The 16,594-nt window shown below is 37.9% G+C and carries 13 protein-coding genes; 12 read left to right on the top strand and 1 reads right to left on the bottom strand.

Annotated elements, in window-relative coordinates; genetic code table 11:
* The first annotated feature begins 200 nt into the window (after positions 1-200).
* Complete coding sequence (locus HX109_RS00530; protein WP_178949277.1) at positions 201-1,211, top strand: 3-oxoacyl-ACP synthase III family protein; 1,011 nt, start codon at positions 201-203, stop codon at positions 1,209-1,211.
* A 172-nt stretch (positions 1,212-1,383) separates the two neighbouring features.
* On the opposite strand, the gene HX109_RS00525 is transcribed toward HX109_RS00530, so the two are convergent.
* On the bottom strand, positions 1,384-1,854 hold the full coding sequence (locus HX109_RS00525) for a GyrI-like domain-containing protein (protein WP_178949276.1): 471 nt from the start codon (positions 1,852-1,854) through the stop codon (positions 1,384-1,386).
* A 79-nt stretch (positions 1,855-1,933) separates the two neighbouring features.
* On the opposite strand from HX109_RS00525, the gene HX109_RS00520 reads away from it, so the two are divergent.
* The 11 genes from HX109_RS00520 (at position 1,934) to HX109_RS00470 (ending at position 16,541) form a co-directional block, all read left to right on the top strand.
* Positions 1,934-2,617, top strand: coding sequence for an SGNH/GDSL hydrolase family protein (locus tag HX109_RS00520; protein ID WP_178949275.1), 684 nt, complete (start codon positions 1,934-1,936; stop codon positions 2,615-2,617).
* A gap of 168 nt (positions 2,618-2,785) precedes the next feature.
* The gene (gene purL / locus HX109_RS00515; RefSeq protein WP_178949274.1) at positions 2,786-6,445 is read left to right on the top strand and encodes a phosphoribosylformylglycinamidine synthase; all 3,660 of its coding nucleotides are present in this window, start codon (positions 2,786-2,788) and stop codon (positions 6,443-6,445) included.
* Positions 6,446-6,568: 123 nt separating this feature from the next.
* On the top strand, positions 6,569-8,344 hold the full coding sequence (locus tag HX109_RS00510; RefSeq protein WP_178949273.1) for an AMP-dependent synthetase/ligase: 1,776 nt from the start codon (positions 6,569-6,571) through the stop codon (positions 8,342-8,344).
* Positions 8,345-8,508: 164 nt separating this feature from the next.
* Positions 8,509-8,961, top strand: coding sequence for a MarR family winged helix-turn-helix transcriptional regulator (locus tag HX109_RS00505; protein ID WP_178949272.1), 453 nt, complete (start codon positions 8,509-8,511; stop codon positions 8,959-8,961).
* Between the two features lie 14 nt (positions 8,962-8,975).
* The gene (locus HX109_RS00500) at positions 8,976-11,381 is read left to right on the top strand and encodes a 3-hydroxyacyl-CoA dehydrogenase/enoyl-CoA hydratase family protein (protein ID WP_178949271.1); all 2,406 of its coding nucleotides are present in this window, start codon (positions 8,976-8,978) and stop codon (positions 11,379-11,381) included.
* A 52-nt stretch (positions 11,382-11,433) separates the two neighbouring features.
* A complete protein-coding gene (locus HX109_RS00495) occupies positions 11,434-11,784 on the top strand; it encodes a four helix bundle protein (protein WP_178949270.1) in 351 nt (116 codons plus the stop codon).
* Between the two features lie 43 nt (positions 11,785-11,827).
* Positions 11,828-13,012: an acetyl-CoA C-acyltransferase gene (locus tag HX109_RS00490; RefSeq protein WP_178949269.1), complete on the top strand. Its 1,185-nt coding sequence runs from the start codon at positions 11,828-11,830 to the stop codon at positions 13,010-13,012.
* A 210-nt stretch (positions 13,013-13,222) separates the two neighbouring features.
* Positions 13,223-15,025, top strand: a complete 1,803-nt coding sequence (locus HX109_RS00485) for an acyl-CoA dehydrogenase family protein (RefSeq protein WP_178949268.1) — start codon at positions 13,223-13,225, stop codon at positions 15,023-15,025.
* 166 nt (positions 15,026-15,191) lie between these two features.
* On the top strand, positions 15,192-15,845 hold the full coding sequence (locus HX109_RS00480) for a vancomycin high temperature exclusion protein (protein WP_255462720.1): 654 nt from the start codon (positions 15,192-15,194) through the stop codon (positions 15,843-15,845).
* Between the two features lie 2 nt (positions 15,846-15,847).
* A complete protein-coding gene (locus tag HX109_RS00475) occupies positions 15,848-16,276 on the top strand; it encodes a GNAT family N-acetyltransferase (RefSeq protein ID WP_178949267.1) in 429 nt (142 codons plus the stop codon).
* Positions 16,277-16,298: 22 nt separating this feature from the next.
* Positions 16,299-16,541: a DUF1456 family protein gene (locus HX109_RS00470; protein ID WP_178949266.1), complete on the top strand. Its 243-nt coding sequence runs from the start codon at positions 16,299-16,301 to the stop codon at positions 16,539-16,541.
* Positions 16,542-16,594: the final 53 nt, after the last annotated feature.

Below are 16,594 nucleotides of genomic sequence, written 5' to 3'. Positions count from 1 at the left end.
AAAGTTGTTAAAGGTCTGTTATCTTTGAAAATGGAGGTGCTTTATATTTTTAAAAGATTCTAAATGCCATTTTTTTTAATTATCTTTTATCGTTCGCTTTTTTAAAGAGTTAGTAATATTACGTAACTTGCGGCGCTAATTTTTACCTTAATCGTAATAGAATTCGATTAATTTTATTTTTTCAAAAAAAGAATTTATCAATGTACAATTCAAAAATAACGGGATTAGGCTATTATGTTCCAGAGAATGTGGTAACCAACGACGATTTATCTAAAATAATGGAGACCAACGATGCTTGGATACAAGAACGTACTGGTATTAAAGAAAGGCGTCATGTAGTAAAGGGAGATGGTGATACAACGACTACTATGGGGGTGAAAGCCGCTAAAGTGGCCATCGAAAGGTCTGGATTGCATAAAGATGATATTGATTTTATCATTTTTGCTACGCTAAGTCCAGATTACTATTTTCCTGGTCCCGGAGTTTTGGTACAAAGAGAATTGGGCATTAAAACAGTTGGAGCATTGGATGTTAGAAATCAATGTTCTGGTTTTATTTATGCTTTATCGGTCGCAGATCAATTCATAAAAACAGGAATGTATAAAAACATTCTAATTATAGGGTCTGAATTACATTCTACCGGATTGGATATGAGTACTCGTGGACGAGGGGTTTCCGTTATTTTTGGCGACGGAGCGGGAGCTGCTGTATTAAGTAGGGAAGAAGATACTTCTAAAGGTGTATTGTCTACCCATTTACACTCAGAAGGTGAGCATGCAGAAGAGTTATCTTTAATTGCGCCAGGAATGGGAAAACGTTGGGTGACCGATATATTGGAAGATGACGATAAGGAGGATACCTCTTATTATCCACATATGAACGGTCAGTTTGTGTTTAAAAATGCGGTTGTTCGTTTTAGTGAAGTAATCAACGAAGGATTGCAAACAAACAATCTTACTCCTGCAGATATTGATTTGTTAGTGCCGCACCAGGCAAATTTGAGAATATCTCAATTCATTCAGCAGAAATTTAAGCTCAGCGATGATCAGGTGTTTAATAATATTATGAAATATGGAAACACCACTGCTGCTTCCATTCCAATTGCGCTAACGGAAGCTTGGGAGCAAGGAAAAGTTAAAGAAGGCGATACTGTTGTTCTAGCGGCTTTTGGTAGTGGTTTTACTTGGGGTAGTGCGATTATAAAATGGTAGGCTCTATTTAAAAAGAAAAACTAAAATATTCTCTTACCCTTCAAGGTTTTGCTTTGAAGGGTTTTTTAATGACTTAGATTGAAGCTTTATTCACCAAAGCACTGCATGAAAATTATTGTAAAAATCTCCAATGTCTATCTTTTAAAAGGGGATCAAAGGAAATAGATAGGGTTTATTTAATGGGGATCCATAGCTCTTCTTCAGAGGCGGGATCACCATTTTTATATTTTGCACCCATCAAAGCAAAATGTGGCCTGTCGTCCAGTTTGTAGTTGGTTTTGGCCAACCACTCACCGTAAATATATTGGTAAGCAGTATAGACTTTAGAAGACTTTCCAACATAATTAAAAACAGCATATTTCCCTTTTGGGATTTTTAAGATTTCCAAATCTTTTTTGTCAGACATTTCATATACTGCAATAGCGGCCCATTTTTTGAATATTTTGGTAGGATTAAAAGTTTTAAAATAATCGTCGGGATATTCTTCTACCGAATAAAAGAATTCGTCTTTTCTGTTGGTTATTTCGCCGAGTTTTGGCATGAAAGAACTCCAAAGGAACTTTGTCTTGTTATCAACTAAAGACATTTCGGTACTTAAACCTAAAAGAATACTTGCAGGAGCTTCTTCAATTCTATAGTGCATGAGATCGTTTTAAAGTTTCAAATACATAATTTATTATAAAAACTTATCTTTGGAAGCATTAAACACCAATTTTTTTAAAATGAAAAAATACTTTTTACTACTTTTTATGTTTACATTTTTAAAATCTTTCTCTCAAGAAAATGCGGTGAAATTCGCCAATTTCGATAAATACGCTGCAGAAAATGAAGCATTACCAGCACCAGAACCAGACGAAAACCGTGTGGTTTTTATGGGGAATTCCATAACCGAAGGGTGGAAAACAATGCATCCTTATTTTTTTGAAAACAATTCTTATGTAGATAGGGGGATAAGCGGACAAACAACGTCGCAAATGTTGTTGCGTTTTAGAAAGGATGTAATAGATTTAAAACCAAAGGCGGTTGTTTTCCTGGCGGGAATAAACGATATAGCAGAAAATACAGGCCCAATAGCAATCGAAGATATTTTTGGAAACATTGCTTCTATGGTAGAGCTTGCCAAAGCAAACGGTATAATTCCTATCGTGTGTTCCACGCTTCCAGCAAATCGCTTTCCGTGGAGGGAGCGTATAAAACCTGCCGATAAGGTGGTTCAACTGAATGAACTTCTTAAAGAATACTGCAAGGAGAATGCTATTACTTACGTAGATTACTACAAAGCCATGGTTAATGACGAAATGGGACTAAGTCCGGCATTGGCTAAAGATGGGGTGCACCCAACCTCAAAAGGGTATAAAATTATGGAGCCCATTATAGAGGATGCCATAAATTCTGTTTTAAAGTAATTGAGGGATATTTGGATTCGGGAATTTAGATATTCTTTTAAGGAATTTTTGAGATTACGAATGTTATTTTGAATAAAAAATAGGGCTTAAAATAAGAAGTAATTGTTTAAATTTGCGGTCTATTTTAAACTAGAAGTCTTTTAAAAAAAGACATAAATACAACACAGTATGATCCTTTTCTTCGGAAACCCAAAAAGTAAGGTATTTGCCGTTCAAACCAACGACAAAATTTCACAAGAAAACACAGCAAAACTCTCATGGTTATTTGGCAATCAGCCACTCATCGAATCGGCGTCTATAGACGCTTTTTTTATTGGTCCGCGGGCAGCCATGATTACGCCTTGGAGTACCAATGCAGTGGAGATAACACAGAATATGTGTGTTCCTGGAATTATTAGGATTGAAGAGTTTTATGCGTCTACTGCAGAGGCTGATGATTTTGATCCCATGTTGAGTCAGAAATACCCAAAACTAGATCAGGATATTTTTACTGTGGATATCCAGCCAGAAGCAATCAAAGAGATTGAAGATATAGCCACTTTCAATCAACAGGAAGGATTGGCATTAAATGAAGAGGAAGTTGCTTACTTAAATCAACTTTCAGAAAAATTGGATAGAAAACTGACAGACTCTGAAGTTTTTGGTTTTTCCCAGGTAAATTCAGAACACTGTCGCCACAAAATCTTCAATGGCACTTTTGTAATCGATGGAGAAGAAAAGCCAATGTCTTTGTTTAAAATGATCAGAAAGACTTCCGAAGAAAATCCTAATGGTATTGTTTCGGCATATAAAGACAACGTAGCCTTCTTAAAAGGCCCTAAAGCGGTACAATTTGCCCCGAAAACAGCTGATAAACCAGATTTTTATTTAGAAAAAGACTTTAATTCAGTCTTATCGCTAAAAGCAGAAACTCATAATTTCCCTACCACTGTGGAGCCATTTAACGGTGCTGCTACGGGTTCCGGGGGAGAGATTCGCGACCGATTGGCAGGAGGTAAAGGTTCTTTACCGTTGGCAGGAACTGCAGTTTACATGACGAGCTATTCCCGATTGGAAGAAAACCGTCCTTGGGAAAAAGCAATGGACGAGCGTAAATGGTTGTACCAAACGCCGATAGATATTTTAATAAAAGCCTCCAATGGAGCTTCTGATTTTGGAAATAAATTCGGTCAGCCGCTTATCGCTGGTTCGGTTCTCACTTTTGAGCATGAGGAAGAAGCTAGAAAACTAGGTTTCGATAAAGTTATTATGTTGGCCGGTGGCATTGGCTACGGAAAGCAAGAACAAGCAATAAAAGATACGCCCAAAGCGAGTGATAAAATTATTGTTTTAGGAGGAGAAAATTATAGAATTGGAATGGGTGGTGCCGCCGTTTCTTCAGCAGATACCGGAGAATTTAGCAGCGGTATCGAGCTCAATGCTGTACAAAGATCCAATCCAGAAATGCAAAAACGTGTTGCCAACGCCGTTAGGGGTATGGTAGAGAGTGAGGAAAACGAAATAGTTTCCATTCATGATCACGGAGCTGGGGGACATTTAAATTGCCTATCGGAATTGGTGGAAGACACCGGTGGAAAAATTGATTTGGATAAACTGCCCGTTGGCGATCCAACACTTTCTGCAAAAGAAATTATTGGCAATGAGAGTCAGGAACGTATGGGCTTGGTCATTGGGAAAGATCATACCGATAAACTTAGGCGAATAGCAGAGCGCGAGCGTTCACCTATGTATGAAGTTGGTGAGGTTACCGGGGATGATGTATTCTGTTTTGAATCGGCTACCAAAGGGGACAAACCAATGGATTTGGCGTTGGAAGATATGTTTGGAAGTTCTCCAAAGACCATAATGACCGATAAAACGGTACAAAGAAATTACAAAAACTCGGCATATAGTTTAGATCAGGTTTATATTTATTTGGAGCAAGTGCTTCAATTGGAAGCAGTAGCCTGTAAAGATTGGTTGACGAATAAAGTGGACCGTTGTGTTGGTGGCCGTGTGGCGAAACAGCAATGTACAGGGCCTTTACAACTACCATTGAACAATTGTGGGGTAATGGCGTTGGATTTCAAAGGAAAAGAAGGAATTGCCACATCAATAGGTCACTCACCGGTATCTGCTTTGGTAGATCCTGTTGCGGGAAGTAGAAATTCCATTGCAGAATCTTTAACAAATATCGTTTGGGCACCGTTGGAAGAAGGTTTAAAATCGGTTTCGCTATCTGCCAATTGGATGTGGCCCTGTAAAAACGAAGGTGAGGATGCCCGTTTGTATGAGGCTGTAAAGGGATGTTCGGAGTTTGCGATTGATCTAGGGATTAATATCCCGACTGGAAAAGATTCCCTTTCGATGAAGCAAAAGTACCCTACGGAAGAGGTTATTTCTCCCGGAACGGTAATAATTTCTGCTGGGGCTCATTGTAGCGATATTACTAAAGTGGTAGAGCCTGTATTGCAAAGAAATGGTGGAAGTATCTACTACATAAATATTTCGGAAGATGACTTTAAGTTGGGTGGTTCTTCTTTAGGTCAGGTTTTAAATAGCATAGGAAATAAAGTTCCAACGGTAAAAAGTGCCGAGAATTTAAAAAATACCTTCAATACCCTTCAGCAGTTAATTAAAGGCAATGAAATCTTAGCTGGGCACGATGTAGCAAGCGGTGGTTTAATTACAACCCTTCTGGAAATGTGTTTTGCCGATTTAAATTTGGGTGCTCAATTAGATCTTTCTTCTTTAGGGGAAGTAGATTCCATAAAAACACTTTTTAATGAAAACGCTGGTATTGTTTTTCAAGCCAAAGAAGATTCAAAAGTGGAGAAAAGTCTAGCGGAAGCGGGAATAAACTTCCATAAAATAGGGAAGCCATTGGAAGGCGACCGACTCCAAATTGTAAATAATGAAGATAGTTTTTCCTTCAGTATTAGTCAGTTTCGGGATGTTTGGTATAAAACTTCTTTCTTGCTAGACCAAAAACAAACAAAGAACAATGTAGCGGAAGCGAGATACAACAATTATAAAAATCAACCGCTTACCTATACATTCCCCGATCATTTTACGGGAAAATTGCCTGAAATTACTGGGAAACGTCCTAAAGCGGCTATCTTACGTGAAAAAGGAAGTAATTCGGAGCGTGAAATGGCCAATGCCATGTATTTGGCTGGTTTCGATGTTAAGGATGTACACATGACCGATCTTATTTCTGGACGCGAAACCCTTGAAGATATTCAGTTTATTGGTGCCGTAGGAGGATTTTCCAATTCAGATGTTCTAGGTTCGGCAAAAGGTTGGGCAGGAGCATTCCTTTACAACGACAAAGCGAAAAAGGCATTAGAGAACTTTTTTAAAAGGGAAGATACGCTTTCTATTGGTATTTGTAACGGGTGTCAACTTTTTGTGGAACTCGGACTTATAAATCCGGATCATGAGGAAAAGCCAAAAATGCTTCATAACGATAGTGGAAAGCACGAAAGTATATTTACTTCCGTGGAAATTCAAGAAAACAAATCGGTGATGCTTTCCTCTTTGGTGGGCAGTAAATTAGGGATATGGGTATCTCACGGAGAGGGGAAATTTAATTTTCCTTACCAAGAAGAAAAGTACAATATCGTTGCGAAATACGGCTACGAAACGTATCCGGCCAATCCAAATGGATCTGATTTCAATACGGCCATGATGGTTTCAGACGATGGGCGCCATTTAGTAACCATGCCTCATTTTGAGCGTTCCATCTTTCAATGGAATTGGCCCTACTATCCAGAAGGACGAAAAGATGAAGTTTCTCCATGGTTGGAAGCGTTTGTAAACGCCAAAAAGTGGTTGGATAAAAAATAAATTTACAGATAAATCGTATAAAATTAAGGAGTTGCCAACAATCAACTCCTTTTTTTGTGACTTCTTTTGAAAATACTCAGCAAATTTCATAATTTGCAATTCTGTAAAATAATAAAATACGCTATGAATAAAGTTACCCGTTTGTTTGACTTTCCATACCATCAATTGGAAAAATATAATTTGGACATTGCCTTTTCTACTAAATATGGAGACGAATGGGTGCATACATCTTCGCAAGAATATGTAGACAAAGCGAATCAATTCAGTAGGGGACTTTTAAGGTTGGGGGTACAGCCTAATGAAAAAATTGCGGTAATTACGCATGTAAACAGAACGGAATGGCATATCGCAGATATTGGTATTCTGCAAACAGGAGCACAGAATGTTCCAATTTATCCAACCATTTCTGAAGAAGATTACGAATACATCTTAAACCATTCTGAAGCCTCTTATGTAATAGTTTCCGATGCTGAAATATTGGAAAAGCTAAACAGCATAAAACAAAATGTTCCTTCCCTTAAGGGAGTGTATTCTTTTGTGGATTTACCAGGCGCCAATAATTGGGAGGAAATTTTAGCCTTGGGAGAAGACAGCAGTAATCAGAATGAAGTAGAAGCGAGGAAAGATGCAGTTACCACTGAAGACTTAGCGACCATTATTTATACTTCTGGTACTACTGGAAGACCTAAGGGAGTAATGCTTTCTCATAAAAATATTGTTTCCAATGTTTTGGCGAGTGAGGAAAGGGTCCCTCTAGAACCACATGATGTGGCATTAAGCTTTTTGCCTATCTGCCATATTTTTGAAAGAATGGTGGTTTATCTTTACCAAAATTGCGGTATAAAAATATATTTTGCAGAATCGATCGAAAAAATGAGCGATAACCTTAAAGAAGTAAAACCTCACGTTATGACGGTGGTGCCTAGACTTCTGGAAAAGGTATACGATAAAATTTATGCAAAGGGAACAGAGTTAAGTGGCATTAAAAAGAAACTTTTCTTCTGGGCCATAGAATTAGGCCATAAGTTCGAGCCTTACAATACCAATGGTGCTTGGTATAATTTTCAGTTAGGGATAGCCAGAAAATTAATCTTTAGCAAATGGCAAGAAGGACTTGGAGGGAACCTGAAAGTAATGGTTTCCGGTAGTGCAGCCTTACAACCAAGGCTTGGAAGGGTTTTTGGAGCTGCCGATATTCCCGTAATGGAAGGATACGGACTCACAGAAACTTCTCCCGTTATTGCAGTGAACGACCAGAAAAACCGCGGTTGGAAGATTGGAACAGTTGGAAGAATGCTACCCGGTGTTGAGGTTAAAATTGCAGAAGATGGGGAAATTCTTTGTAAAGGACCTAATGTTATGATAGGGTACTACAAAGATGAAGAAAAAACCAACGAGGTTATGGAAGGCGGGTATTTTCATACCGGGGATATAGGGGAAGTAGATGATGACGGTTTCTTGAAGATAACAGATCGTAAAAAAGAAATCTTTAAAACTTCTGGGGGTAAATACGTGGCTCCGCAACTCATTGAAAATTTAATGAAGCAATCTCGTTTTATCGAACAAATTATGGTTATTGGTGAAGGGGAAAAGATGCCAGCAGCCATTATACAACCAAACTTTGAGTTTGTTGAAGCGTGGGCAAAAAGACATCAAGTCGATATTAGCGGCGATCGTAAAGCATTAATATCCCATCCTAAAGTTATAGAGCGTATACAAGAAGAGGTAGACCATTATAACGAAAAATTCGGACGCTGGGAAAGAGTTAAACTTTTCGAACTTACCCCAGAAGAGTGGAGTGTGGAAGAAGGGCATTTAACGCCAACGCTTAAATTGAAGCGTCGAATAATTAAAGAAAAATATGCCGATTTATATACTAAGATCTACGGACCCAAGTAATATAATGTTAACATAAATTTTTATCAAACTCCTCAATTTTGGGGAGTTTTTTTATTATCTTAATATATAATTAGTCTTCATTTTAAGCTTTAACAAATTTTACATTAATTTACTATGCGTGCATAATAAAATATTTGTATATTTGAGCTCACCACTACAAGAAAATGAAGGATACAACTATAGATTATGCGTTACGGGCAACATGGCAAGCAGTTGCTAAAATGTATAACGAAGAAGCTGGAAAACAAGATAGCACGATGGCTACAGGTTTTACACTCTTAAGTATAGACCCCGAAAAAGGTTCCCCCTCAACAGCTTTGGGCCCCAAAATGGGCATGGAAGGTACTAGTTTGTCTAGAACCTTAAAAAGTATGGAAGAAAAGGGTTTAATAATAAGAAAGCCCAATCCTAAAGATGGTAGGGGCGTACTTATTTGCCTTACTGAATTTGGAAGGGAAAAAAGGGAATACTCAAAAGACGTGGTACTGAAGTTTAATGAAACTGTTCGCAATCATATTAAAGAAAGTGATTTGGAAGGTTTTTTTAAGGTGATTACTGCGGTAAACGAACTTATTTCAGAAAAGAAAATATATACGGAAGACGTATCAACAAATTAATTCAATAAAGAAAAATGAACAGAAGAATAAAGAAAGTTGCAGTTATTGGTTCCGGAATTATGGGAAGCGGCATAGCCTGCCATTTCGCCAATATCGGAGCTGAAGTTTTGCTACTCGACATTGTACCAAGAGAATTAACAGACAAAGAAAAAGCAAAAGGTCTTACCCTTGAAGATAAAGCGGTAAGGAATAGGTTGGTAAACGAAAACCTTCAAAGTGCTTTAAAGTCGAAACCCTCTCCAATTTACAATAAGAAATTTGCAGACCGTATTTCTACTGGAAATATGGAAGACGATATTTCTAAAATTAAAGATGTTGATTGGATTATTGAAGTGGTTGTAGAGCGTTTGGATATTAAAAAGAGCGTTTTCGAAAAAATTGAAAAGCACCGTAAGCCAGGTACTTTAATTACCTCGAATACTTCTGGTATTCCAATTCATTTTATGAATGAAGGTAGAAGTAAAGATTTCCAAGAGCATTTTGCGGTAACTCACTTTTTCAATCCTCCACGTTATTTAAAACTTTTTGAAGTTGTACCAGGACCCGATTGTAAGCAAGAGGTGGTAGACTTCTTAATGATGTACGGGGAGAAGTTTTTAGGTAAAACTTCCGTATTGGCAAAAGATACGCCTGCTTTTATAGGTAACCGTATTGGTATCTTCGGAATTCAAAGTCTTTTCCATCAAGTGAAAGAACTCGGGATGACGGTTGAAGAAGTAGATAAACTTACAGGTCCTGTAATTGGTCGCCAAAAATCGGCCACTTTTAGAACTGTAGATGTTGTAGGGCTTGATACCTTGGTGCATGTGGCCAATGGAATCTATGAAAACTGTCCTGATGATGAAGCGCATGATTTATTCAAGCTTCCAGACTTTATCCAAACAATGATGGATAATAAATGGTTGGGAAGTAAAAGCGGACAAGGTTTTTATAAAAAGGTAAAAGGAGACGATGGAAAGAGTGAAATTCTTTCATTGGATCTGGATACCATGGAATACACAAAAAAAGACAAAGCGAAATTTGCCACATTAGAGGAAACAAAATCTATTGATAAAGTAGAAGACAGATTTCCAGTTTTGGTGAATGGTAAAGATAAAGCAGGAGAATTCTACCGTAAGAACTTTGCTTCCTTATTTGCATATGTACAACACAGAATTCCTGAAATTTCTGACGAATTGTATAGAATCGATGATGCAATGAAAGCCGGTTTCGGTTGGCAACACGGTCCGTTTGAAATTTGGGACGCTGTTGGCGTTGAAAAGGGAATCGAATTGATGAAAGCGGAAGGCAAGGAACCTGCTAAATGGGTTACTGAAATGCTGGAAAGCGGAAATAAATCTTTTTACACCGTAAAAGATGGGGCGACTTATTATTACGACATTCCATCTAAAAAACAGGTTGAAAAACCAGGTCAGGAAGCGTTTATCATTTTAGACAACATCCGTAAATCCAAGGAAGTTTGGAAAAATAGCGGTGTTGTTATAGAAGATTTAGGTGATGGTATTTTAAATGTGGAGTTCCAATCCAAAATGAATACCATTGGAGGAGATGTCCTTGCCGGACTTAACAAAGCTATAGATTTAGCAGAAAAAGATTTTCAAGGTTTAGTGGTTGGTAACCAAGCGCAGAATTTCTCTGTTGGAGCCAATATTGGAATGATTTTTATGATGGCAGTAGAGCAGGAGTATGATGAATTGAATATGGCCATTAAGATGTTCCAAGATACAATGATGCGTATGCGCTACTCGGCAATCCCTACTATTTCTGCTCCACATGGAATGGCTTTAGGTGGTGGATGCGAACTTTCGTTGCATGCCGATAAAGTGGTTGCAGCTGCAGAGACTTATATGGGTCTTGTAGAATTTGGTGTAGGAGTAATCCCCGGTGGAGGTGGTTCTAAGGAAATGACGTTGAGGGCTTCAGATCTATTTAGAAAAGATGACGTGGAAACCAATGTGCTTCGCGAACATTTCTTAACTATCGGGATGGCGAAGGTTTCAACATCTGCACATGAGGCGTTCGACTTAAATCTTCTTCAGAAAGGAAAAGATATAGTGGTGATTAACAAAGACCGACAAATAGCGGAAGCCAAAAAACATGCAGTTTTAATGGCCGAGGCCGGTTATACACAGCCGCCAATGAGAAAAGATATAAAAGTACTGGGTAAACAGGCATTGGGGATGTTCTTAGTAGGGACTGATTCGATGAATGCAGGTAATTATATTTCCGATCATGACAAGAAAATTGCGAATAAACTAGCTTATGTAATGGCTGGTGGGGATTTATCGGAAGCTACGCAAGTTTCAGAACAATATTTATTGGATTTGGAACGGGAAGCATTCCTGTCACTTTGTACAGAACGTAAAACGCTAGAGCGTATTCAGCATATGTTAAAAACGGGGAAACCTCTTCGTAATTAAATTACGAACAGTAGAAAGTAAAAAGTATCTAGTACAAAGAAAAATTATAGGTATGCACAGATTTGAAGAACTTAAAATTTGGCAAAAGGCGATGGTTGTAACTGAGAAATGTTACGCTATAACCAGCGAATTTCCTGTTGAAGAAAAATATGGGCTCATTTCTCAAATAAGGAGAAGTGCTGTTGCCATTCCTTCAAATATTTCTGAAGGTGCAGGAAGAAATACCAATGGCGAATTTAGACAGTTCCTAGGAGTTGCTAATGGGTCGTCTTTTGAATTGTTGACTCAATTATATCTGTCGAAAAGATTAAAACTAATTTCAGAAAGAAATGTTCGGCCTATTATTGATGAAGTTGTTGAAGTCACTAAAATGAATTATTCACTTCAAAAAACTCTTCAATAGTCTTAATACTTTGTACTTAACTCTAAATTCTAAATAATAAAAAATGAGAACAGCATATATAGTAAAAGCATATAGAACAGCCGTGGGGAAAGCACCCCGTGGTGTATTCAGATTCAAAAGACCAGACGAATTGGCGGCGGAAACCATTCAATTTATGTTGGATGAAATCCCTCAATTCGACAAAACCAGAATCGATGATGTCATGGTAGGAAATGCCATGCCAGAAGCCGAACAAGGTTTAAACGTTGGACGGTTGATTTCATTAATGGGACTTAAAATAGAAGATGTACCTGGAGTTACCGTAAACCGTTATTGTGCCTCTGGAATAGAAACTATTGGTATGGCAACCGCAAAAATTCAATCGGGAATGGCAGATTGTATTATTGCTGGTGGTGCAGAGAGTATGAGTTACATTCCTATGGGAGGTTATAAACCGGTACCTGATTATAAAGTGGCTAAAAATGGTAATGAAGATTACTATTGGGGAATGGGTTTAACTGCCGAGGCAGTGGCACAGGAATACGAAGTTTCCCGTGAAGATCAAGATGAATTTGCTTATAATTCTCATCAAAAGGCGCTTAAAGCGATTAAAGAAGGAAAATTTGATAAGCAAATTGTACCTATCAAAATTGACGAAACATATGTAGATTCCAATGGTAAGAAAGCTACAAAATCTTATACCGTAGATACGGATGAAGGTCCGCGTGCTGATACTTCCAAAGAAGTATTGGGCAAGCTAAGACCTGTTTTTGCTGAAGGAGGTAGCGTAACGGCTGGTAACTCTTCGCAAATGAGTGACGGTGCAGCATTCACATTGGTGATGAGCGAAGAAATGGTAAAAGAGCTTAATTTGGAGCCTATAGCAAGATTGGTTTCTTATGCAGCGGCCGGTGTTCCACCCAGAATTATGGGTATTGGTCCTATTAAAGCAATTCCAAAAGCATTGGATCAGGCAGGAATGAAATTAGATCAAATCGATTTAATAGAATTAAACGAGGCATTCGCATCACAATCTTTGGCTGTTATAAGAAAATTAGGATTAAATCCAGATATCGTAAATGTAAACGGTGGTGCGATCGCTTTGGGTCATCCATTGGGTTGTACAGGAGCTAAACTTTCGGTTCAATTGTTCGACGAGATGAGAAGAAGGGAAAGCAAATATGGAATTGTAACCATGTGTGTTGGAACAGGACAAGGAGCCGCAGGGGTTTACGAATTTTTAAATTAAAAGACCCTCTAAATTTCCTCAATGGGGAGACTTTTAATGTATTGAAAATTAAAAGATGGAGTGCTATAAAGAACCTGACATTAGTAAAGTTTGATTTTGATATGTTTCAAATTTTATCTAAATGTAGGAATGCCACGCACTTTAAGAATAAACGGTAAGGTCTCAACTGTTCGACCTTGCAGTAATCGAATTAAGTTAAAATAAAAAAATATGGAAGCAATTAAACGAGACATGACAAGAGGCGGACAGTTTCTAGTAAAGGAAACCAAAGCAGAAGACATATTCACTCCGGAAGATTTTTCGGAAGAGCAAAAAATGATGCGCGATTCTGTAAAAGAATTCGTGGATCGTGAAATTTGGCCAAACAAAGAGCGTTTTGAAAAGAAAGACTACGCTTTAACCGAAGAAGTAATGCGCAAAGCAGGAGAACTCGGACTTCTTGGAGTAGCGGTACCAGAAGAATATGACGGACTGGGAATGGGGTTTGTAACCACCATGCTGGTTTGTGATTATATCTCTGGGGCTACCGGGTCTGTAGCGACCGCTTTTGGAGCGCATACAGGTATTGGTACCATGCCAATAACTTTATATGGTACCGAAGAGCAGAAGAAAAAATACGTTCCTAAATTAGCTACCGGCGAGTGGTTTGGTGCTTACTGTTTAACAGAGCCAGGAGCAGGATCGGATGCCAATAGTGGGAAAACAAAAGCTGTTTTGTCGGATGATGGAAAATACTATTCCATCAGCGGACAAAAAATGTGGATTTCCAATGCAGGTTTTGCCAATGTGTTTATTGTTTTTGCAAGGATTGAAGACGATAAGAACATTACCGGATTTATCGTAGAAAACGATACCGAAAACGGAATTTCCTTTGGTGAAGAAGAGAAAAAATTAGGAATTCATTCGTCTTCTACAAGACAAGTTTTCTTTAACGAAACAAAAGTTCCTGTAGAGAACATGCTTTCAGAAAGAGGAAACGGATTCAAAATAGCAATGAACGCCTTAAATGTAGGTCGTATTAAATTGGCAGCAGCATGTTTAGATGCACAGAGACGTGTTATTACAGAAGCTGTTAAATATGCGAACGACCGTGTTCAGTTTAAAACTCCAATTTCTCAGTTTGGAGCTATAAAATCTAAAATTGCAGAAATAGCCACTGCCACGTATGTAGACGAATCTGCTTGTTACAGAGCAGGAAAAGATATAGAAGATAGAATCGCCATCCGTCAAGAAGAAGGGAATTCGCATCAAGAAGCAGAGCTTAAAGGTGTAGAGGAATACGCTATTGAATGTTCTATTCTTAAAGTGGCCGTTTCAGAACATTGCCAGAAAACAACCGATGAAGGGATTCAGATTTTTGGTGGAATGGGATTCTCGGCAGATACTCCTATGGAATCTGCGTGGAGGGATGCCCGTATCTCTAGAATTTATGAAGGTACCAACGAAATTAACCGTATGCTTTCGGTAGGAATGCTTATTAAAAAAGCGATGAAAGGTCAGGTAGACCTTTTAGGTCCTGCTACTGCGGTTAAAGACGAACTTATGGGAATTCCTTCTTTCGATACGCCAGATTATTCAGAATTGTTTGCTGAAGAAAAAGAGATGATCGGTAAATTGAAAAAAGCCTTCTTAATGGTAGCCGGTTCTGGGGTTCAAAAATATGGAGCAGAACTAGAGCAGCACCAACAATTGTTAATGGCAGCTGCAGATATTCTTATAGAAATCTATATGGCAGAATCCGCTATTCTTAGAACTGAAAAAAATGCAAAACGTTTTGGGGAAGAGAGTCAGAAAGAGCAAATCGCCATGGCTAAATTAAACCTATTCCATGCGGTAGAGAAAGTTCAAACCAGAGGTAAAGAAGGTATTTCTTCTTTTGCTGAAGGCGATGAACAACGTATGATGTTAATGGGATTAAAGCGTTTCACTAAATACGCAAACCTTCCTAACGTTATTGAATTAAGAAACACGATTGCCGATAAAGCAATTGCTGAAAATAAATACTGTTACTAGACAGTATAAAACTAGAATCGAAAGGTTTTAGAATTTAGTTGTTTGTTGAAAAACGCTCCGTAGGCATCGGGGCGTTTTTTGATTTTATTGGCTTCTTTTTTATGAAAAATCGAAAAGTAAATTTTTACAATTCAATCAAAACCAATAATACCTTACCTTTATCTATGTGAAAAGTAAAAGAAACCGTATCCGATCTTTAATCAAGCTGTTCCTTTTTGGTATTTTCTTGATTATTATTTTGGTATCAGTGTCCAATTATTCCGTAGAAAGCGCAGTAAAAGGAAAAACTTATTTTAAGCTGGAAGATATCCCGCACAACAAAGTCGGCTTAGTATTAGGTACGGCCAAAAAACTAAATGACGGTGGTGTAAATCCGTATTTTCAATACCGAATTAATGCTGCAGTCTCTTTATTTAAGGCTGGGAAGGTGGAGTTTTTGCTAATAATTGGCGATAACGGGTCTACAGGTTACAATGAACCAAACGATTTTAAGAAAGCACTTATAGCCGAAGGGATTCCTGAAAATAAAATATTTCTGGATTTTGCCGGTTTTCGAACTTTAGACTCCGTAGTGCGGGCAAAAAAGATTTTTGGTCAAGAAAGTATTACTATTATTTCCCAACAATTCCATAATGAACGCGCCATTTATCTGGCTGAAGAATTCGGTGTAAATGCAATTGGATTTAACGCAAAGGATGTAAAAGGGAGTGGTGGACTACAGACAAAATTACGCGAATATTTAGCCAGAACAAAGGTTTTTGTAGATTTGCTATTTCAAGTAGAGCCTAAGTATTTAGGGGATAAAATTGTAATAGAATAAAGATGTCTCAGTTTTACGTACAGCTTCTTTCCAAAAGCGATGTGGAAAAAATAGCTTTCTTAACGCAACAGCTCAATCCAGATAAATCTAAGGAAACGCTAGTGGAAATGCATAAACAGATGTTTTCTTTTAATGGCTACCGTTGTTTTGGTTTCTTTGAAAACTCCGTTCTGGTGGGTATATGTAGTGGCTGGATAACGGTTAAGTTATACTCCGGGAAACAGTTGGAGCTCGATAATGTAATCATCGATAAAACCAAGCAGTCTCAAGGTTTAGGAAAGTTATTTATAGATGAAATAAGTCTATGGGCAAAAAATAATGAATTTAAGACCATGGAGCTTAATACATATGTTGGAAATGGAAGATCGCATAAGTTTTATTTTAATCAAGGTTTTGAGATAATAGGATATCACTTTCAGAAGAAAATATAAAATCTATCCCTACCTTTGCACTATGGCATTATCTAACAACGATATTTTTAAAAAACTACGGGTAGCGCACAAGCTTCGCGACGAAGACATTGTGAAAATCCTGGAATTAGTGGATTTTAGAATAAGTAAAAGTGAATTGGGTGCTTTTTTTAGAAGTGAAGACCATCCAAAATATATGGAATGTGGTGACCAAATACTGCGTAATTTCTTAAACGGACTTATTATACACCTTCGCGGCCCGATGCCCAAGAAGAAATCCAATTAGAATCTCTTAGCATAAAATATTTCAAGAATATTTAGTGCGGTATGCAATAAATA

Source organism: Galbibacter sp. BG1, from assembly GCF_013391805.1.
Classification (GTDB): Bacteria; Bacteroidota; Bacteroidia; order Flavobacteriales; family Flavobacteriaceae; genus Galbibacter.
Note: the sequence above shows the minus strand (reverse complement) of the source record. Positions and strands in the feature narration are given on the sequence as shown.